Annotated in this window: 20 protein-coding genes and 1 tRNA gene; 12 read left to right on the top strand and 9 right to left on the bottom strand. The window is 65.9% G+C overall.

Annotation, left to right across the window (positions count from 1 at the left end):
- Window positions 1–65 precede the first annotated feature (65 nt).
- The gene (locus LH400_RS22195) at window positions 66–275 is read left to right on the top strand and encodes a DUF3126 family protein (protein WP_229155653.1); all 210 of its coding nucleotides are present in this window, start codon (window positions 66–68) and stop codon (window positions 273–275) included.
- Window positions 276–498: 223 nt separating this feature from the next.
- On the opposite strand, the gene LH400_RS22190 is transcribed toward LH400_RS22195, so the two are convergent.
- Both LH400_RS22190 and LH400_RS22185 read right to left on the bottom strand, forming a co-directional pair.
- The gene (locus LH400_RS22190; protein ID WP_370638457.1) at window positions 499–1,101 is read right to left on the bottom strand and encodes a transglutaminase-like cysteine peptidase; all 603 of its coding nucleotides are present in this window, start codon (window positions 1,099–1,101) and stop codon (window positions 499–501) included.
- 900 nt (window positions 1,102–2,001) lie between these two features.
- On the bottom strand, window positions 2,002–2,613 hold the full coding sequence (locus LH400_RS22185; protein ID WP_229155652.1) for a PilZ domain-containing protein: 612 nt from the start codon (window positions 2,611–2,613) through the stop codon (window positions 2,002–2,004).
- A gap of 389 nt (window positions 2,614–3,002) precedes the next feature.
- On the opposite strand from LH400_RS22185, the gene LH400_RS22180 reads away from it, so the two are divergent.
- A complete protein-coding gene (locus LH400_RS22180) occupies window positions 3,003–3,752 on the top strand; it encodes a rhomboid family intramembrane serine protease (RefSeq protein ID WP_229155651.1) in 750 nt (249 codons plus the stop codon).
- Window positions 3,753–3,956: 204 nt separating this feature from the next.
- Complete coding sequence (locus LH400_RS22175; RefSeq protein ID WP_229155650.1) at window positions 3,957–4,388, top strand: CBS domain-containing protein; 432 nt, start codon at window positions 3,957–3,959, stop codon at window positions 4,386–4,388.
- 225 nt (window positions 4,389–4,613) lie between these two features.
- Here LH400_RS22175 and LH400_RS22170 read toward each other — a convergent pair whose 3' ends face one another.
- The 3 genes from LH400_RS22170 to folE all read right to left on the bottom strand — a co-directional run bounded on the left by LH400_RS22170 (window position 4,614) and on the right by folE (window position 6,707).
- The gene (locus tag LH400_RS22170) at window positions 4,614–5,597 is read right to left on the bottom strand and encodes a patatin-like phospholipase family protein (protein ID WP_229155649.1); all 984 of its coding nucleotides are present in this window, start codon (window positions 5,595–5,597) and stop codon (window positions 4,614–4,616) included.
- Between the two features lie 64 nt (window positions 5,598–5,661).
- Window positions 5,662–6,024, bottom strand: a complete 363-nt coding sequence (hisI, locus tag LH400_RS22165; RefSeq protein WP_229155748.1) for a phosphoribosyl-AMP cyclohydrolase — start codon at window positions 6,022–6,024, stop codon at window positions 5,662–5,664.
- Window positions 6,025–6,083: 59 nt separating this feature from the next.
- The gene (gene folE / locus LH400_RS22160) at window positions 6,084–6,707 is read right to left on the bottom strand and encodes a GTP cyclohydrolase I FolE (RefSeq protein WP_229155648.1); all 624 of its coding nucleotides are present in this window, start codon (window positions 6,705–6,707) and stop codon (window positions 6,084–6,086) included.
- 267 nt (window positions 6,708–6,974) lie between these two features.
- On the opposite strand from folE, the gene LH400_RS22155 reads away from it, so the two are divergent.
- Window positions 6,975–7,421, top strand: a complete 447-nt coding sequence (locus tag LH400_RS22155) for an iron-sulfur cluster assembly scaffold protein (RefSeq protein WP_229155647.1) — start codon at window positions 6,975–6,977, stop codon at window positions 7,419–7,421.
- 54 nt (window positions 7,422–7,475) lie between these two features.
- Window positions 7,476–7,739, top strand: a complete 264-nt coding sequence (yidD, locus tag LH400_RS22150; RefSeq protein WP_229155646.1) for a membrane protein insertion efficiency factor YidD — start codon at window positions 7,476–7,478, stop codon at window positions 7,737–7,739.
- Here yidD and LH400_RS22145 read toward each other — a convergent pair whose 3' ends face one another.
- Entirely contained in the window at window positions 7,740–8,222 is a 483-nt protein-coding gene (locus tag LH400_RS22145) for an NUDIX hydrolase (RefSeq protein ID WP_229155645.1), read from the bottom strand.
- A gap of 125 nt (window positions 8,223–8,347) precedes the next feature.
- Between LH400_RS22145 and thrS the strand changes: the two genes are divergently transcribed.
- Both thrS and LH400_RS22135 read left to right on the top strand, forming a co-directional pair.
- A complete protein-coding gene (gene thrS, locus LH400_RS22140; protein ID WP_229155644.1) occupies window positions 8,348–10,357 on the top strand; it encodes a threonine--tRNA ligase in 2,010 nt (669 codons plus the stop codon).
- A gap of 156 nt (window positions 10,358–10,513) precedes the next feature.
- On the top strand, window positions 10,514–11,368 hold the full coding sequence (locus tag LH400_RS22135) for a lysophospholipid acyltransferase family protein (RefSeq protein ID WP_229155643.1): 855 nt from the start codon (window positions 10,514–10,516) through the stop codon (window positions 11,366–11,368).
- A gap of 189 nt (window positions 11,369–11,557) precedes the next feature.
- On the opposite strand, the gene LH400_RS22130 is transcribed toward LH400_RS22135, so the two are convergent.
- The gene (locus LH400_RS22130) at window positions 11,558–12,703 is read right to left on the bottom strand and encodes an RgsD C-terminal domain-containing protein (RefSeq protein WP_229155642.1); all 1,146 of its coding nucleotides are present in this window, start codon (window positions 12,701–12,703) and stop codon (window positions 11,558–11,560) included.
- A gap of 164 nt (window positions 12,704–12,867) precedes the next feature.
- Between LH400_RS22130 and LH400_RS22125 the strand changes: the two genes are divergently transcribed.
- From LH400_RS22125 to LH400_RS22115, 3 genes are all read left to right on the top strand, one after another.
- Window positions 12,868–13,455, top strand: a complete 588-nt coding sequence (locus LH400_RS22125; RefSeq protein WP_255618203.1) for a nitroreductase family protein — start codon at window positions 12,868–12,870, stop codon at window positions 13,453–13,455.
- The gene (locus LH400_RS22120; RefSeq protein WP_229155641.1) at window positions 13,455–14,078 is read left to right on the top strand and encodes a flavin reductase family protein; all 624 of its coding nucleotides are present in this window, start codon (window positions 13,455–13,457) and stop codon (window positions 14,076–14,078) included. The genes LH400_RS22125 and LH400_RS22120 overlap by 1 nt, the downstream gene beginning before the upstream one ends.
- Before the next feature lie 110 nt (window positions 14,079–14,188).
- Window positions 14,189–15,325 (top strand): DUF2336 domain-containing protein, encoded by a 1,137-nt coding sequence (locus LH400_RS22115; RefSeq protein ID WP_229155640.1) that lies wholly within the window; start codon window positions 14,189–14,191, stop codon window positions 15,323–15,325.
- Window positions 15,326–15,447: 122 nt separating this feature from the next.
- Here LH400_RS22115 and LH400_RS22110 read toward each other — a convergent pair whose 3' ends face one another.
- Window positions 15,448–16,221 carry an NAD kinase gene (locus LH400_RS22110; protein ID WP_229155639.1) on the bottom strand — a complete coding sequence of 258 codons (774 nt, stop codon included), beginning with the start codon at window positions 16,219–16,221 and terminating at the stop codon, window positions 15,448–15,450.
- 173 nt (window positions 16,222–16,394) lie between these two features.
- Between LH400_RS22110 and LH400_RS22105 the strand changes: the two genes are divergently transcribed.
- Window positions 16,395–16,469: transfer RNA gene (locus tag LH400_RS22105), tRNA-Thr, on the top strand.
- 409 nt (window positions 16,470–16,878) lie between these two features.
- Window positions 16,879–17,238 (top strand): hypothetical protein, encoded by a 360-nt coding sequence (locus LH400_RS22100; RefSeq protein ID WP_229155638.1) that lies wholly within the window; start codon window positions 16,879–16,881, stop codon window positions 17,236–17,238.
- 136 nt (window positions 17,239–17,374) lie between these two features.
- Here the strand turns inward: LH400_RS22100 and LH400_RS22095 are convergent, their stop codons facing one another.
- Window positions 17,375–19,462: a glycosyltransferase family 2 protein gene (locus LH400_RS22095; protein ID WP_229155637.1), complete on the bottom strand. Its 2,088-nt coding sequence runs from the start codon at window positions 19,460–19,462 to the stop codon at window positions 17,375–17,377.
- Between the last annotated feature and the right edge of the window lie 7 nt (window positions 19,463–19,469).

The following is a 19,469-nucleotide window of genomic DNA, read 5'->3' as shown; positions in this document are numbered from 1 at the left end:
GGGAGGATTGAAACTCCCGCCTCCTCCCTATCTTCGAGCCCTCGAAATCTGAGAGGGAGTACGCCGTGAAGCCCGACGAGATCCGTAAGCTCGAAGGCTATTTGAAGAAAACCTTCAAGGGCGCGGACCTCCAAGTCCGTGCCATGCCGCGCAAGTCCGATACGGCCGAGGTCTATCTGAACGACGAATTCGCCGGCCTGATCTCCAAGGATACGGAGGAAGGCGAAGTCTCCTACCACTTCACGATGACGATCCTCGACATCGATCTGGAGTAGCGCGGGATCACGCTCCCTTCTCGTTGGGAGAGGACGCGCCTCCATAGAGCATCGCAAAAAGTAAGGAGCCGGTCCCCCCTGGTAGGACCGGCTCCTTTGGTGCGCGCGGAGCAGGACGGGGTTCCCCGGGCGCACCGAACCATTGCCTCTGATCCCTGTCGGTCGCGATTGCGGGACCGCAGGTGCGGGGCAGGCGACCGATCGTCGCCGCCCCGGGCAAGCGTCAGCGGACGCTGCCGACCAGGAGGTTGCGGTCATCAGTGATCGTGGCCCACTTGCCCGGATCGCGCTCCGATTGACGCTTCAGATACTGGTAGTCGGTGGCGTCCCAGGCGAGGACGCGGTTGTCGAGATTGTCGAGGATGAAGTCGCCCTGGTCAGTCCGCACCGTGAGGACCGCATGGCCTTCGCCATTGGTCTGGCGGACGACCGTGATCAGGAGGGCCGATGCCGGAATGCCTTGCTGCTCGAGCATGTACTGCTTCAAGAGCGCGAAGTCCTCGCAGTCTCCCTCGACAGTCGGATAGGCCCAGTATTCCGGGATGCCGTAAATGTCCTGGTCCGTGCGAGGCATGATGCTGCGGTTCACCGCATTGTTGACGTCGAGCATCTTGCTCCACACCGTGCGGGACAGCTTCACCAGAGCGGCCGCGCCGCTCGGCCGGCAGGTTCCGGGGTAGCGCTTGCAGAATTCGTAATGCCCGACCGGCTGCGACGTGATGCCGGCAGTCAGCATTGCAGAACCGCGGGCGTTCGCGGATGTCGCCATGGTCGAAGCGGCCAGAAGTCCGATTGCGAAGGCGATTTGCTTGACGATTTTTTTCATTGCACTCTCCCCGTCGATGGAGAGACTATGGCAGTGCGATTTTACTATCGCTCCAAAGCAAGCTCGGCAGTTTGATTCAAAATGTCGGAGAACTTGAAGCAATTTATACTATAAAACTCTCTAATCGAAGACGGAGAATTTGCCCGTTTCCGTTTACCGTTTGTTAACCTCGCGGCCCATGGGGCCGGAAAAGCCGGCCCATTGCAAGAGGCGGAATGTCATTCCGCCGGGGAAAACCCCGGGAATCCGGCCTTGCGTTCTGACAGCATGGTTAATCGCGGCGCTTCTGGAGCGGCCGGGATCGCAATGGGTTGGAAAGGATGAGGGAAAGAGGCGGCCATCTGCGGGGCGAAGGAAGCAGTAGGGGCGCGGGGGCGGCCCCTCTTCGGCCAAAGCCGCCGCACGGCCGAGGTCGTCATGTGAGGAAAAGGAGGAATTCCTCCGACCGCGGCGTCTGAGGTTGCTGGACGAGACGAGCGCAGGCCTGGGGGGAGTTCATAGAAGGCCAATACCAGGAGGCATTGGACATGACTCCTGGTTCCGAATCCCGAATTTCGTCAAGCCTTTGGCTTGGCGTCGATAATCGGGATGTGTTCAGCGGGCGGATGCGTCAGCATCCATGCGCGCCGGTATAAGGAGGGCCGGCTCGGCCAACCGGGCGTGCTCACGCCAGGTTTAGGGAGGTCCGCACGGTGCGGATGATGCCGGTGGCGAGCGCTAGGGCCGCCAATCTGTTGAGGAAGCCGGCTATCCGCCGCTGCGGGAATCCCGCCCGCGGCCTGGATGCCGTCTTTCGTCAAAGAGCGCAGACCGTTCGGCCCGCGGCCCCGACCTCAAAGAGCTGCCACGATGCGGGATCGAGCGCGGCGAAGGAGAGCGGCGGCTATAGCGTCGCGGCCGTTAGCGGAACAGCCGCTCGAGCGACTCGCGCGCCTGGACGTTTGCGAACTCGATCGCAAAGCCCTCGTCGAGGTGGCGGACGACGCGGCCCTGCATGGTACCGAGTGTCACGCGCGCGCCGAGGGCAGGGCGCACCGTCGCCTGGACTGCGGCGCCCGAGAGCGACAGGTCGATGATCTGGACCTGATAGCGTCGCCCATCCTCCAGCACGATGTCCGCGAACGGGTCTGTCGGCATGATGCGCTCGTGGCGACGGTCTTCCGGCAGGTCCAACTCGCTGCGATTGGCGAGCCATGTCAGCCGCGCCGCGAGCCTTTCGCGCTTGCGCTCGCTGTTGACGAGGTCGACGGCGAACCCGCCCTTGAAGAGCCGCGCCACGGTTCCTTCCAGCCGACCGATATGATCGATGTAGAAGATGATCCGTTCCTTCGGCTGCGGCGTGACCTGCGTGAGCACGGCGACCCCGCCGGGCGACATGTTCTCGATGCGACAGGGATATTCGCTGAGGTCCTGACGCATGAAGCGGCCGTGGAGATCGACGGAGACGCGCTGGAAGCGGCGACGCTCGACGAAATCCGTCAGTGGCGGTTGGGCCGTCATCGTCGTCTGCATCGGGCTGGCCGTCCTGTGGTCGTATTAAGGGCAGAGTTCCTCAGCGACGATTCTTGCAGGGGAAGGTTAATCTTGCGTGGATATACCCTCCGCCTTGAGCGAAACCGCCGCGCCGCCCGGGATGTTAACCGTTTGCGCTCGTTGTCTTTGCCGAGCTTCAGCATCCGCGCTAACTGATTGGCAGGACAAGCTCGTCCCCGTTTGCAAACACGATCGTTGCGGCGTTGCGGCCATGCCGGAACCCGCGAGACGAAATTTTTGGCCGCCCGGTTCGGGCGGCCTTTTTCGTCGCGTCCATTTCATTTTGTCCCGCAGGGCCCATGTGGAGCGCTGGCCGCCGGCTGGCTCAGGCGCCGGCAGCCGAGGGGTTCACCAGAAGGAAGCAAGTGATGGTTGGCAGGGAAGATGGGAGTGGCGTCGCGGATGAGACCAGCCCACGACCGCACCCGCCGATCTTCAATATTCCCGGGATCATCGCCGTCCTGATCGTCGCCTTCGCCGCTGTCCACATCCTGCGGACGATGGTGCTGGGCGACATCGCCGAGGCGCGCTTTCTGATCGACTTCTCCTTCATTCCCGGCTGCTATGCCGGACTCGACGACGTCTGCCGGTTTCGTGATGCGGGAGCCGGGGTCTGGTCGCCGCTCACCTATGCCTTCCTGCATGGCGGCTGGATGCATTTCGGCGTGAATTCGCTGTGGCTCGTCGCCTTCGGCGCGCCGGTCGCGCGGCGGCTCGGCACCGGCCGGTTCCTCGTCTATTCGGCCCTCGGTGCGATCGCCGGGGCTGCCGTCTTCTATCTCGTCAATCCGGCGCTCATCGTGCCGGTGATCGGTGCATCCGGCGTCGTTTCGGCACTGATGGGCGGCGCCTGCCGGTTCGCCTTCACGGGGCAGGACCCATCCGGCCGCCTGCCGGCCGAAGAGCACCGGCCGCGCGCCTCGATAGCCGAGGCTTTGTCGAACCGGACGGTGCTGATCTTCATCATCGTCTTCTTCGCGACGAATCTCTTGATCGGAAGCGGCGTCGGCGGTGCGCTGGGCGGCGGCGAGGTGGCCTGGGAGGCCCATCTCGGCGGCTTCCTCTTCGGATTTCTCGCGCTGCCGGCCTTCGATCCCGTTCCGGCCACAAGGGGGTGATCCCGCGGCGGCGCGACGGGATCGCCAGGACTGAGCGCGTCATCGCGCGGTGTAATCTCCGCGAAGATCGCCCGTTCCGGCTTTACCAAGCGTACGGCTGGATCGCGTCGTTATGCCGGCGAAGTTGTCATCGGCGAAATCTGGGCTTGCTCTCGTCTTCTCCCTGACACACCTTCACGGAAGGCACTGATGGGAGGAGCGAATATGTCAGTGGGCCAGATTCTCGGCGGCAAGCAAAGGGGCGTCGTCACGCTTGATCCAGGCGTGAGCGTGGAAGAAGCGGCAAGGGTCATGTCCGAGAAGCGCATCGGCGCCATCGTCCTTCTCGGCGAAGGGGGCCGCGTCGACGGCATCATCTCCGAGCGCGACATCGTCAGGACGCTCGCCAAGGTGGGCATCTCGTGTCTCACCCAGGCGGTCAAGGACGTCATGACGCTCCGGGTGACGACCTGCACGATGAAGACCACGGTAGACGAGGCGATGCAGATCATGACGAACGGCCGCTTCCGTCATCTGCCGGTCTGCGATGGAGACGAGCTCATCGGCATCATCTCGATCGGCGACGTCGTCAAGCAGAAGATCGAGGATGCCGAGCGCGAGGCACGGGAGATGCGCGACTACATCGCGGCAGGCTGAGTGAGCATCCGCAACTGCATGGTGCGGACGGCTTCAGCGTGATCTGGTTGGCGACGCAACCTCTTCCGGAAGTTGATTGCGCGCGAGGAACCGGAGCGGGTTGGCGCCGCAACGAAGGCGCAGTCCGGTCCGGGGAACGGCTCGCGTCGAAAGGCTCGGAAAGTCGGGATCAAGTGTCGGCGAGCCGCGGCTCGGGGCGCGGCCGGCCGTCATCCCGGGCAAGCCTCAGTCGTTGACGGTGAGGGCGTGCGCCTCGACCATGCGGCGGATATCGGCGATGCGGCTGATCGTCGTCTCGTAGCCGATCGCGATCGCTTCCTCGGCGCGGAAAAATTCCCAAAGGCCGATGTCGCGGACCCTAGGCTGCAAGGACAAATCCGGCGGGTCGCCGGCCAGGCGCGATCGCGAGATCCGGTCCTGGATGATGTTGAAGGCGTCGACCATAGAGCGTGTGACGCCGAGCTTCTCGCGCCGCTTCGCCGAGGCTTCCGCACGGGGCTCCGAGGCTGCCGGGGCGCCTGCCGCTCCGGCCTCGTGCAAACCGTCGTCCTCCGCCCGCATGCGCAGAACCGCGGCTCGGCCGAACAAATCGTAATGGAGGTTCACCGCCATCACCATCTGGTGCTCGAAGACGCGGCACACATTCACCGGCACTGGATTGACCAGCGCCCCGTCCATCAGCCTCCGGCCGCCGCAGACGACCGGCTCGAACACACCGGGCAGCGCATAGGATGCGCGCATGGCCAGGACCAGCGACCCCGAATCCAGCCACACCTCGTGGCCGGTCTGCGCGTCCGATGCGACGCAGATCAGCCGGCGGTCGAGGTCTTCGATGCGGATGTCCTGAAGCTCCACCGCCAGTCGCCGGCTGAGGCGCAGACCGCCGATCAGGCCACCGCGGCCGAAGCGGAAGTCGAGGAAGCGGATCAGCCCGCGCCGGGTCAGGGAGAGGGCGAAGGCCTCCAGTTCGTCCAGCTTGCCGGCGAGATAGCACCCGCCGACCAGCGCGCCGATCGAGGTGCCCGCGATCATCGAGACGCGGATGCCGCTTTCGTCGAGCGCCTTGAGGACACCGATATGCGCCCAGCCACGGGCTGCCCCTCCGCCGAGGGCTAGGGCAATTCCGGGAGCTCCATCCTGCGGTACGGAGAGCCGGACTGGGTTGATCGAGGATGGCTCTTCCCGCCACCCGAATACGCGGTCGAGCATCTTGCGTCGTCCCGGCTGTCCTTCGTTCGAAGGTACAGTCTGGCTTGGACCCTTGACCATCCGGTTAAGACCGGCACGCTACGCCTTCGGCCAGCTTAAGCGTGTGGCCGTCATCGGCAACCGTTCGATAGAAGCAGGTCGACCGGCCGGTGTGGCAGGTCTCGGTGGGAACCGCGACGTCGACGCGCAGCCACACGGCATCCTGATCGCAGTCGAGGCGCATTTCGCGAACCGTCTGCAGTCCGCCCGAGGTCTCGCCCTTCTTCCAGAGCGCCTGTCGCGAGCGCGACCAATAATGGGCCTTGCGCGTCTCGAGCGTCAGCTCCAGCGCCTCGGCGTTCATATGGGCGACCATCAGCAATTCGCCCGAGGCATGGTCGGTGACCACCGCCGTCACGAGGCCTGCCGCGTCGAAGCGCGGCCGCAGTTCGTCGCCTTCCTCCTGAACCGACGGTTCGGCGGAGGGATCAGCAAAGCTCGTCTGCGTCACGATCGATGGCCGGAGAGGGAGAGGAAGCGATCCTTCAGCGCGGAGTCCTCGGCAAAGGCGCCCTGGAAGGAAGAGGTGATCGTGAGCGAGCCCTTGGTGCGGATGCCGCGCATCGACATGCACATGTGCTCGGCCGCGATCAGAACCGCGACGCCGCGCGGCCGCAGCACGCCGACGAGAGCCGCCGCGATCTGCGCCGTCATCGACTCCTGCGTCTGAAGCCTCCGGCCGTAGATGTCGACCAGGCGGGCGATCTTCGATAGGCCGAGGACGCGGTCCTCCGGCAGATAGGCGACATGCGCCTTGCCGATGATCGGCACCATGTGGTGTTCGCAGTGCGAGTGGAAGTCGATGTCCTTGACGAGCACCATGTCGTCATAGCCGGAGACGTCCTTGAAGGTGCGGCCGAGTACGTCGCCCGCCTCGAGCTTGTAGCCTCCGAACAGTTCCTCATAGGCCTTCACCACGCGGGCGGGAGTCTCGCGCAGGCCTTCGCGGCTCGGATCCTCGCCGATCCAGCGCAGAAGGGTATCGACGGCTGCCTCCGCCTCGGCGCGACTTGGCCGGTCGGTGCGCCGATCCTCGGCAAGGTCCGGGAATTTCTTCACGACGGCGTCCATGGTGTCTCGTCTCGCTCTGGTCGGAATCCGCGCGGCGATCCATTCCGAATGATGATCGGGAGCCGAAACCGGCCGATCGTCGCTGTTTGCGATCGGGTTCTTAATCACGCTTCTCGTTCTCGTCGTTCCTGAACCGGCGGTGCCGGCAAACTCCTCGCGGACGCACCGTCGACGGTCTCCGACTTTCGAAGCGCCACCCAGCCGCCTATATAGTCGGAGGAAACGGGCAGTAACAGCCCGCCGGCGAAAAACCAGTGTGGTGATCTCGTGATCGACGACGTCTACAATGCCAGGATCCTCGAATTCGCTGGCAACATCCCCCGGATCGGCCGGCTCGACTTGCCCGATGCCAGCGCGACCGCCCATTCCAAGCTCTGCGGCTCGACGGTGACGGTGGATCTGAAGCTGACGGATGGCGTCGTCTCCGATTTCGCGCAGGAGGTGAAGGCGTGCGCGCTCGGCCAGGCCTCCTCATCGGTGATGGCGCGCAACATTCTCGGCGCGACGCCGAAGGAGTTGCGCGAGGTGCGCGAGCGCATGCGCGCAATGCTGAAGGAGAACGGCGCGCCGCCGGAGGGCCGCTTTGCGGACCTGAAATATCTGGAGCCCGTGCGCGACTACAAGGCGCGGCACGCCTCGACGCTCCTCACCTTCGACGCGGTGGTTGACTGCCTCGACCAGATCGAGCGCCGCCGCGACAGCGCGGCGGCCTGAGGGCGCGGGATCCGGCCGATCCCACGACCGATCCCGCCGATCCAGCGAACCGGCATGGCGCCTCATCCTTCCCGCAACTATACCGGCCCCTGGCCGAAGACGCCGGGGCGCCTTCTCGGCGTCGGGCTGGTGCGGCTCTATCAGCTGACCTTCTCGCCGCTCGTCGGAGGGCATTGCCGGCATCTGCCGACCTGCTCCGAATATGCCTATGAGGCGGTGGCGCGGCACGGGCTCCTGCGCGGCGGCTGGCTCTCGGCGAAGCGCGTCGCCAAATGCGGACCGTTCGGCACGTCGGGGATCGACAACGTCCCGGATTGATCAGCCCTCCGCGATTGCCGTGCGGAGGAACGCTTGCATCTCGTCCGGAAACAGGGGAGCGCTTCGAAGCTCCGGCAGGCCAACCCATCGGATCGATGTCGCGACCCCGTGATCCTGAAAATCGATCCTGGTCTCGCGATCGGCGGGCGGCGCCTCGTCCGGTCGCTTGCCTTGGAAAACGAAGGCGATTTCGTGCCCGGCCGATCCGTTGTGCTTGAACAGGTTCTCACAGACCGTCAGAAGCTTGAGGTCGAGCGGTTCCCAGCCAAGTTCCTCGCGAAATTCGCGCGCGACTGCCTGCGCGGCGGTCTCTCCGAATTCGATGCCGCCTCCCACCGGGCGAAAGCCCTTCAGCAATCCGGTGTGATCACGGACCTCCATCAACAGGGCGTGGTTGCCGTCGCAAATCAGCGCGATCGCGATCGGGCGGATCCGCTGCGGCGGAGTCCAGTCACTTGCGAGTTTCGGATCCGTGTCAGTCATCGTCAGCCTTTCGCTTGAGCCGCTCAAATCTTCCACCTATACCGGCGGCGAGCTTATGACCCGTTCGGGCGCTCACGGACAATCCCACCCGCGCTCGTAGGCGGGACTGGAACAGGAGAGACAAGATGGCCGAGGCCGTTTCCCTCGTATTTCCCGACAATTCGCGCCGCGAGGTTTCCGCCGGTCAGACCGGCCAGGAGATCGCCGCCGGCATTTCCAAGTCGCTCGCCAAGAAGGCCGTCGCCTATGCGCTCGACGGCGAGGTGCGCGATCTTTCCGATCCCGTCGGCCATGGCGGCGCGATCGAGATCATCACCCGCGACGACCCGCGAGCGCTGGAGCTGATCCGCCACGACGCGGCCCATGTGATGGCCGAAGCCGTGCAGGAGCTCTGGCCGGGCACGCAGGTGACGATCGGCCCGGTCATCGAGAACGGCTTCTATTACGATTTCGCCCGCAACCAGCCCTTCACGCCCGAGGACCTGCCGGTCATCGAGAAGAAGATGGCCGAGATCATCCGCCGCAACGCGCCCTTCAAGAAGGATGTCTGGTCGCGGGACAAGGCGAAGGCGGTCTTCGCGGAGAAGGGCGAGGCCTACAAGGTCGAACTCGTCGACGCGATCCCCGAGGGCGAGGACGTCAAGATCTACAGCCAGGGCGACTGGTTCGATCTGTGCCGCGGCCCGCACATGGCCTCGACCGGCCAGATCGGCGACGCCTTCAAGCTGATGAAGGTGGCCGGCGCCTATTGGCGCGGCGATTCCAACAACGCCATGCTCACCCGCATCTACGCGACCGCCTGGGCGACCAAGGAGCAGCTGTCGGCTTATCTCACCATGCTGGAGGAGGCCGAGAAGCGCGACCATCGCCGGCTCGGCCGCGAGATGGACCTGTTCCACTTCCAGGAGGAGGGGCCGGGCGTCGTCTTCTGGCATTCGCGCGGCTGGCGGATGTTCCAGACCCTCGTCTCCTATATGCGCCGGCGTCTCGACGGTCCCTATGAGGAGGTCAACGCGCCGCAGATCCTCGACAAGTCGCTGTGGGAGACCTCTGGCCACTGGGGCTGGTACCAGGAGAACATGTTCGCGGTGAAGTCGGCTCACGCCTTCACCCATCCGGACGACGAGGAGGCCGATCACCGGGTCTTCGCGATCAAGCCGATGAACTGCCCGGGCCATGTCCAGATCTTCAAGCACGGCCTGAAGAGCTACCGCGATCTGCCGATCCGCTATGCGGAGTTCGGCAATGTCCACCGCTACGAGCCGTCCGGCGCGCTGCACGGGCTGATGCGCGTGCGCGGCTTCACGCAGGACGACGCCCATGTGTTCTGCACCGAGGAGCAGCTCGCCGCTGAATGCCTGAGGATCAACGACCTGATCCTGTCGACCTATGCCGACTTCGGCTTCGACGAGATCACGGTGAAGCTCTCGACCCGCCCGGAGAAGCGCGTCGGCTCCGATGAGAACTGGGACCATGCCGAAGCGATCATGTCGAAGGTCCTGGAGCAGATCGCGGCCGAATCCGGCGGACGGATCAAGACCGGCATCCTGCCGGGCGAGGGCGCGTTCTACGGGCCGAAGTTCGAATACACCCTGCGCGACGCCATCGGCCGCGAATGGCAGTGCGGCACGACCCAGGTCGACTTCAACCTGCCGGAGCGCTTCGGCGCCTTCTACATCGACAAGGATTCCGAGAAGAAGCAGCCGGTGATGATCCACCGGGCGATCTGCGGCTCGATGGAGCGGTTCCTCGGCATCCTGATCGAGAACTATGCCGGGCACCTGCCGCTCTGGCTCGCGCCCCTGCAGGCCGTGGTCACGACCATCACCTCGGATGCCGACGCCTATGCCGAGGAGGTCGCGGCCGAGCTGCGCGAGGCCGGGCTCAAGGTCGAGCTCGATCTTCGCAACGAGAAGATCAACTACAAGGTCCGCGAACACTCGCTGGCCAAGGTGCCGGTGATCCTCGTCTGCGGCAAGCGCGAAGCCGAGGAGCGGACGGTCAACATTCGCCGGCTCGGGTCGCGCGACCAAAGCTCGGCGAGCCTGCCCGATGCCGTTGCAGCGCTGACGGACGAGGCGCTGCCCCCGGATGTCCGGCGCCGCCGGACGGCCCGCCAGAACGCGGCCGCCTGACGACCCGCCGCGTGCGCCGCTCGGCGCCGCGGCAAGGCTTCATGGCGGCATGAAGCTGTGATGATAGAACATGGATGACGGGCGGCCGCCCGTCATCGCCGCGTCATCGATCTCGGATACGCGCTGGCAAAGTCCAGATCGTACCGGCTGCGGCGCATGCGAGATTATCCCGAACTCACCTATGCGAGACCGACCGACCGTCTCCTGAAACGATACGCCATCCGTTCGATCGAGCAGTTGTCCGGGCGCAAGCGCCTGTCCCGCCTCTACGGCATCTGGCGCGCACGGGTGGGCAACGGGTCGCCGACGGCTTTCCGCGAGATGCTCAGCCTGATGCGGATCCGGCTCGACTGCACCGGCCAGCTTCCGGCGCCCGAGGACCTGCCCGAGCGGCTGGTGATGATCGCCAACCACCCGTTCGGCATCGGCGACGGCGCGGCGCTGCTCGCCACCGCCGAACGGCTGGAGCGGCCGTTCCGTATCCTGATCAACAACGACCTGATGAAGATCCCGGAAATGGCCGCCTACGGCCTGCCGGTCTCCTTCGAGGAGACCAAGGAGGCGCTGGCGCTCAACATGGCGACACGCAAGGAGGCGATCCGCCTGCTCGCGTCGGGGACCACCATCGTCGTCTTTCCCGCCGGCGGGGTCGCTACGGCCGACAGGGTGTTCGGCCCGGCCGACGACCTGCCCTGGAAGCTGTTCACCGCCCGCCTGATCCAGACCGGCGGCGCCGCCGTCCTGCCGATCCATTTCCACGGCCAGTGCGGCCCGCTGTTCCACCTGATCAGCAAATGGTCGATGTCGCTGCGGGTCGGTCTTCTGATCGGCGAGTTCCGCCGCATGTACGGCCGCGCGATCCGCCTGACCATCGGGCGCGTGATGCCGTTCGAGGAACTGGCCGCGATCGGCGACCGCAAGCTTCTGACCGAACATCTGCGGGACGCCGTCTACGAGCTGGCCGGCGAGCAGCGGGGCCGGTTCCGCATCGCGCGGCTGCGCGCCGCCTGAGGGCCGGCGGGAGCGCGGGCAAAGGCTAGAGCATCAGGCGACGAATCGGCATCGCTCGATGCTCGCGATCACCTTGGTGACGCTCCGGATGGCCGAGAAACCGGTTTCCACTTTTTCGCACGGCGCTTCGATCGGAGCAGCTCGGCTGGGCGCGGCGACCGCCTCTGCGCGCAAGAGCCACGTCGAAAATCAGTCGCCGGAGCTCTCGTCGGCGCCGTCCGGCGCCGACACGTCCGATGTCAGCACCTCGACGTCGGTGTTCTCGCCGGAGTGGACGGTGAAGGGCCGTTGGTAGACCTTGTCGCGGTTCTTGGCGACGATGAGGTATTCCCCCTCGGCGAGCACCATGGAGGGAAACGCGCCGACGCTCTCGCGCACGACGTCGCCGGAACTGGTGCTGATCGACCAGGCCGTGTCTGCGATCGCCTCGCCGCCATGGTCGCGCACGAGCTTCAATGTCACCTGAGCCGCCCGCTGCTGGAGCGTCGCCTCGGTGATCTTGCCGGCCTCGACGCGGATGTCGGCCCGCACGGAAGCGTTCACCGAGCCGTAGCTGGAGACCACGTGATAGGTTCCGGCGTTGAGCCGCACGACCCTTCCGGGGGGAACGTCGCTGGCGATCAGCTTGCGATCGGATTCGTCCTTGGCATTGGAATAGATGTCGAAGCTGAGGCGGGTTGCGGGGGCCTCGCCGCCATTTCCCACCACCGCGTCGAGCTTCAGGCCACCAGCGTTGAGCACCACGGTTTCGCGGGTCCTGACGCCGGTGAAGTCGATCCGCTTGACGAGGCCCGCCCGCCCGAAGCCCACATGCAGGACATAGGAGCCGGGCGGGATGTCGAAATCGGCGGTGCCGTTCTCCGAGGAGGCGACCATGGAAGGGCGTCCGTCGAGCGATGGAATCGCCGCGAACAGCCGCCAGACCAGGCCGCCGGGCACGAGCGTTCCTTCATTCGTCAATTTCGCCTGCAGCGTCAGGCGCGAGCGTGACCGCATGACGTCCCGCTGCGGATTGGGCTGCGGTGCGTAGGCGGGAAGTCCCGGAAGATCAATCTTCGGCGCCGTCGGGATGCCTGGCTGCTTCGGAAGTGCGATCGGCTCGTACTTGTCCAGCGGCCGGATCGGGGGCGCGCCGACATCGCGCGCATTGGGCAGAAGCTCGTTGGCGGAGGGGGAGACGTAGGCGCCGGGCTTGTCGGGCTTGCCGTCGCCGAACAGGCCGCCGTCGAAGAAGCCGCGCCTGCCGGTATTGTCCTGTGCAAGGCCAGGAACCGACGTCGCGAGCATCAGGCTCGCAATGGTCGCGATTTTCAGTCCGCATGGCAGCGGTGACATGCCGATCCCCGTAACACATTCCCCCTTCGACTATCCTTGACCCGAGATGCGGGACAAATTCAAGGCAAGGAAGAACGGCCGTGCCGCATGCGGGCGCTTCGCAGCGAATTGAAAAGCTGCCCGATGAGGGTTAGCTGCAGGCCGATGAAGGAAGGATGCTGCCCTTGACCGACGCCATCACGCTGCTGTCCACCCGCCGTTCGATCCCGATCCCGATGCTCGCCGAACCCGCGCCGGAAGGGGCGGAGCTCGACGAGATCCTGACCATCGCCGCGCGGGTGCCCGATCACGGCAAGCTCGCGCCCTGGCGCTTCATCCTCTATCGGCGGGAAGCGGCGGCAAGGATAGGCGAAGCGCTCGCCGATCTCGTCGCCCGGCGCGAGGCGGCCGACGCCACCGAGACGCGGCTGCGCGTGGAAAGAGGACGGTTCACCCGCGCGCCGCTCGTCGTCGGCGTGATCTCGCGGGCCGGGGAGCATGTGAAGATCCCGGTCTGGGAGCAGGTCCTGTCCGGCGCCGCGGCCGCGATGAACCTCGTCAACGCGGCCCATGCAAAGGGTTATGCCGCCAATTGGGTGACCGAATGGGTCGCCTATGACGAGCAGGCCAAGGCGATCCTGTCGATCGCGCCCGAGGAAAAGGTGATCGGCTTCATTCACATCGGCACGCCGCAGGAGCCGCCTTCGGACAGGCCGCGTCCGGCGCTGGCGGACATCGTTTCGGAAGCCCGCGGCCCGGGAGAAGCAGGCTGATGCGCTTCTACACGACGGACACCAACGAGCACGGCCTGCCGCACGATCCGTTCAAGGCCATCGTCGCCCCGCGTCCGATCGGCTGGATCTCCACCCGGTCGAAGGAGGGCACGGTCAATCTTGCGCCCTACAGCTTCTTCAACGCGATCAGCGACCGGCCCAAGCTGGTGATGTTCTCCTCGGCGGGCATGAAGGATTCGGCGAGCCTGGCGATCGAGAGCGGCGAGTTTGTCGTCAATCTCGCGACGGGCCCGCTCGCCGAGCATGTGAACAGGACGTCGGCGCCGGCCCCGCTCGGGACGAGCGAGTTCTCCTTCTCCGGCCTCACCGAGGCGCCGTGCCGGCTCGTCTCCGCCCCCCGCGTCGCCGAAAGTCCGGCGGCGCTCGAATGCCGCGTGACCGAGTGGTTCCAGCCAAAAGGGCTCGACGGAACGGCCTCGCAGAACACCGTGGTGATCGGCCAGGTCGTCGCCATCCATATCGACGATTCCATCCTCGTGGACGGGATGATCGACATGGGCCGGGCCCAGCCGCTCTCGCGTCTCGGCTATCTCGACTATGCGGTGACGGACAGCGTCTTCCAGATGCATCGGCCGAGGATGCCCGACGCGAGCGATGTCTGACGGGCGAGCCCGCTGATGCGGGTGCGCGCCGGATTATGGTGAACGAAACCTAAACCTTTGCATCCGACACTGACGGGCGAAGCATCCCGGAATGCAAAGGTCGCCGCGTCATGATCCTGCAACGATTCGCCCGCTGGTCCGAAACCGCCACCACCAGGCAGCGCGTCGAGGCGGCCGAGACACTGGCCATTTCGCTCGTCGACGGGGAGTTGGAGGCCGAGGACCGCGAGATCGTCACGCAGACGCTGACGCTGATGCTGGACGATCCCGCGCCGCAGGTCCGCCAGACGATCGCCGCGGTCCTGGCCGAGGGCCTGGATGTGCCGTCTGCGATCCTCCTTTCGCTCTGTGCCGATACCGATCCGATCGCCTGCCTCGTCGCCGGCCGCTCGCTCTGCCTTCGCGATGACGATCTCGCCGATCTCGTCCTGACCGGGTCTGCGAAGCTGCATGCGGCGATCGCGACCCGATTCGTCGTGCCGCCGACGGTCGCGGCGCTGCTTGCCGAGCTCGCCGAAAAGGATGCCGTCCTGGCGCTCTGCGACAACCAGGGCGCGGCCCTGACGGATGCCGCGTTTCGCCGTATCGCCGAGCGGTTCGGAGCGGACGGGGAAATTCGCGGCGCACTGCTGGATCGGGTCGATCTGCCGTGCGCTGTGCGCCAGACCCTGATCCTGCGGACGGGCGAGGCGCTGGCAAGCCTGCCGCTCCTTCGCAATCTTCTCGGCGAGAGCCGGGCCGAGACGATCGTCCAGGACGCCTGCGAGCATGCGACCGGGCTGCTTGCCGACGAGCTTGCGGAGGCGGCTCTGCCGCAGCTTGCGAACCATCTGCGCGAGAGCGGCCAAGTAACCATGGCGCTCCTGATCAGGACGGTCTGCTTCGGCCACATCGATCTCTTCACCGCGCTTCTGGCGCAGATCTCGCCGCTGTCGGAGCGCCGGGTTCGGGCCGTCGTCGCTGAGGGCCGCGAGGCGGCCTTCCGCTCTCTCGTCTCCGGCTGCGGGCTGCCGTCGGCGGCCGCACCCATCTTCCGGGTGGCGGTCGGGCTCTGGCGCAATGTGGCGCGCGGGAAGCTCGCTGATTCTGACATGGTGCCGCGGCTCATCGTCGAGCATCTTGCCGCCGGCGACCGCGATCATCGCCGTCTCGACGGTTTCACAGAGGTGATGCGTCACCTGCGCCGGATCGCGGGCGAGGCGAGTTGCGAGGCGGCCAAGGACCGGGTGCGCAGGCTCGCGGCTTGACCGCACGCCTGGCCGGCTGACGGCCTATCGACGCCGCGGCGGGCTCGCATTCGCGCGCGCCCGGGTCGGCGCCACCGTACCGTCCTTTGGGAGAGGGCTACCTGCGGTCCGGCGGCAGCGGTTCAGTAGCGGAACTGTTCGGCCAGGATCCGCTCGTCCCAGGAATGATCGCGGTCGAACAGGATGATCGCCTTGTCTTCAAGGGATTCGCGGATGAGGACGCGCACGACCGATTTCACCTCGGTCGCGTCGGCGACGGCGTTCACCGGCCGCTTCTCCGATTCGAGGGCCACGATCTCGACCGTCTGGCGATTGCGCAGCAGCGCTCCGCGCCAGCGGCGCGGACGGAACGGGCTGACTGGCGTCAAGGCGAGCAGCGGCGCGTCGATCGGAATGATCGGCCCTTGCGCCGAGAGATTGTAGGCGGTGGAACCAGTCGGCGTCGCCACCATCACCCCGTCGCAGACGAGCTCCTCCAGCCGCACGGTCCCGTCGATCGAAATCTGCAGCCGCGCCGCCTGGTAGGACTGGCGGAAGATCGAGACCTCGTTGATCGCCAGCGATTCGAACGGCTCTCCGTCCTGGTCGAAGGCGGTCATTTCCAGGGGATGGATGACGTTCTCGACGGCCGCCTCCAGCCGCTCGCGAAGCCCGTCCTCCCGGTAGAAGTTCATCAGAAAGCCGACCGTGCCCTTGTTCATCCCGTAGATCGGCTTGCCCGTGTCCATGAACTGGTGCAGCGTCTGCAGCATGAAGCCGTCGCCGCCGAGCGCCACGATGATGTCGGCCTGATCGACATCGTCGTTGCCGTAAAGAGCCGAAAGACGATGGGCGGCTTCCTGGGCGAGCGGGTTCTCGCTGGCGACGAAGGCGATGGACTGGAAGTTTCGCGACATGCTCTCGGCTGATCTCGTCAAAAGCGGCGGGACCTGTGACCGCGCACCGGCGCTCACCTAGCGCCAGCCTGCCCAAAGGCCAAGCTCGGCCGGAGAAATCTGCCAAAGGCGGCGTGCCGGCAGAGCAAATTCGGGCTGCAAAACCGCCGACGATATGTTATCTGCTGCGCCGCGCCGGCGTAGCACAGCGGTAGTGCAGCGGTTTTGTAAACCGAAGGTCGGGAGTTCGATCCTCTCCGCCGGCACCAAAAACTCCCGAACTGAGCCTGTCGGGGTCGCGGGAATGTCGCCGGTTCTCTCAGGTATCTGCCCGTCTCGTTGCTCGCCTGCCGCGGCCAAGGCTCGGCACGTCTGTGCCGGACCGATCCTGCCGCACGCGTTTTGAATGCCTCTGACGCTTCCACTGTCCAGACGTTGGTCATCACCAAAGGACAGGTTCCATGGCTCCGCTCGTTCAGATCGCCTTCGCCAAGCGCTACCTCATCACCGATCTGCCGCGGCCGAAGTGACGGGCGGCTTTCGCCCGAGTGCAAGGCCCGAAGATAGGCGCCTCCGGCGACGGCGGAGATAAGTCTGGGCCGATTCGGTGCCTCCTTTTCTCGAGCGTCTGCCGGCGCCTGTCGCGTCATGCCGCGCCCCACGCATCTTAAGGCTCCGTTGACCCCGTTACCCTCCCGCGCCTTGCCAAGCCTGCAGGCGGACCGAATCTCCTTCCAAAACAGGAGGTTCGGCATGGAACTCATTCAATCGGTCATCGAAGAGCTGGGCATCAACCTCGCCTGCGCGGGTATTCGGAGCGGCGACGAGGTGACGGTCGAACTCTGGACCTCGGACGGCCAATTCGTCGACGATGTGGGCCGAGGCGTGAAGGTCACCTTCGGCCTGCGGCGCTTCAAGTGCGAACCCGCCACCGACCTGAATGGCAGCGAAGAGCTTCCCCTGGCGGATTGGCCGCCGGCGTCGAAGCGCGATGCGGCGATGGGCGGGTCAGCCTCGCGCAAGTCTTCGCGCGGATGATCGGGGTCCGCGCAAGTCGGATCCCATCTGGATTTGCGACCGGTCTTGCTGACCACGGATGTACTGGCAGTCGAGACCCTGGAGCGTCCTTTGTGCTTCCGTTCGGACGCCCAAAGGACGCTCACGCGTGGACGTCTCACTGGTCCCCGCCGACCGGACGTCGGTCCTGGCTCTCCGCCCCCCTCTGAAGCTGGCATCTGGCCCGCCGAATTTCGGCGGTCAGGCCGTCGAAATTCGGCTCGACGCGGTAGCGCTGGTCGCCTGCGTCCATGCGCGATTCCAACCCGTGCGGCGTCTTTTCCCATTTATGCGGCGTGACGAAAAGCTGCGCGATGGCCCGCAGCGTCGCAGCGGCGATCAGCACCCAATAGAGCGGCAGGAAGACGTAGAACCAAGGCAGCGATCGTCGCTCCTGCCGGTCGAGCGCGCTCACGGACAGGAGGACGAACATCGTATAGCCGCCGGCCGCGTTGAAGAGGTCGAGCGCCAAAAGCGGGCCGCAGGCCTCGATCGTCATGGCGCCGCAGAGCAGGCGAAAAACCAGAAGGCCGGCGATCGCCAGGAACACCGGATGCGCCAGTGCCGGCGTCAACATGCCGAGAAACAACAAATGGAAGCAGGCCGCGCCCTTCAGCCCGAGTTCGGCATGCAGGCGGCGCGGATTTCGCATGTGCAGGAAATAGGTCTGGAACCAGCCCTTCATCCATCGCGTGCGCTGCCTCGTCCATACGCCGAGGCGTTCCGGCGCGTCCTCGAAGGTCGGCCGCGTGATCGTTCCGACCGAATGGCCCTTGCGGGCGAGACGGAGGCCGAGATCGGCGTCCTCGGTGACGTTGTGGGAATCCCAGCCGCCGACGGCGATCAGGCGGGCGCGGACGAAGTGGTTCGAGGTTCCGCCAAGCGGGAGCGGCAGCCCGTGCGCCGCGAGCCAGGGCAGGAACCGGCGGAAGAGCAGGGCGTATTCGAGCGCGAAGAGGCCGGTGAGCCAGTTCCGGTCGCCATTGCGAATGACGAGCGGTGCCTGCAGGCAGGCAAGGTCGCCGGGTCCGGAGCGGAACGCCCGATAGGCCTCGCGCAACTGGCCGGGATCGGGCTCGTCCTCGGCGTCGTAAAGGACGACGAATTCGCCTGACACGAGCGGCAGGGCGTAGTTCAGCGCCTTCGGCTTGGTGCGCGGCTCGCAAGGCGGCACGAGCACGATGTCGAAATGCGGGCGCCCGGCGATCGCCCGCTCTACCGCGCCAATCGTATCGACATCGTCCGCCTCGCAGATCAGCTTGATCTCGAGCCGGCTCGTCGGCCAGTCGAGGCGCGACAGCGCCGCGACCAGCCTCGGCACCACGGTCGTCTCATGATGCAGCGCGACCAGGATCGAATAGACCGGCAAAGGTTCGTTGGCCGCCGCCGGCCGATCGATCCGCTCCACCGGCCGCCGCCCGGCAATCGCGGCCAGGCGGAAGGCGAGACACGCGCCGAAGAGGATGGCCGCCCCCGCGTGCAGGAGTTGGAGGAAGAATCCCGGAGAGTGGGTGAGGGCGATCGCGACGAGGCAGGCGGCGAGGATCAGCGATGCGGCCTGCGGAGCGGTCATGACACGGCGGGCCGACAGGTCCGGCTGGGTGGCGGAAAGGCTGAGCACGGCCGCCGACTGCCGGTCGCGGGACGTCTGCCGATCGATCGCGCCACGGATGATGGACGGGGTCGTGATCCGGACGAACGCCTTAAGCGACGGATGGGCGGCAAGCAGACGGGCGATCGCGTCGAGGCTTTCGAGCCGCGGTAGCATGAAGACCTTGACGTCGAGACGGTCGCTGCAGGTTCTGATCAGACGCGGCGTCGGCAGGCCGTGGAACGTGCTGGCGCCGAGGATCCGGTCTCCCTCTCGCAAGGCTTCGAACGGGACGTCGAGCGCCTTTGCGCAGGCGTCGGCGAGCGCTTGTTCGCTGGTCGCGCCGGCTGCGACGAGCTCGGCGGCGAGATCCGTCGCGTTCCGCGAGGCGGCATCAACGGCTTCCTGCACCGCAAGGCGATCGAGGCCGAGAGCGAGGAGCACGTGGCGACGAAGGTCGGGCGCCGGCGCCGATTGCGCGGCAGCCGGGCGGGTCCAGACGTCGGGGAGGCCATTTGCATCCGCCGGACCGTCGCCGTCGATCGACCCGTTGCGCAGCTCGTCGGCGAACGCGTAAGAAGCGGTGGTGACGTCGCATTCCGGACTGTCGCGCACTCGGCCA

The organism is Jiella soli (assembly GCF_020615385.1).
GTDB lineage: Bacteria > Pseudomonadota > Alphaproteobacteria > Rhizobiales > Rhizobiaceae > VKMB-3413.
This window is presented reverse-complemented; position numbering and strand designations above follow the sequence as displayed.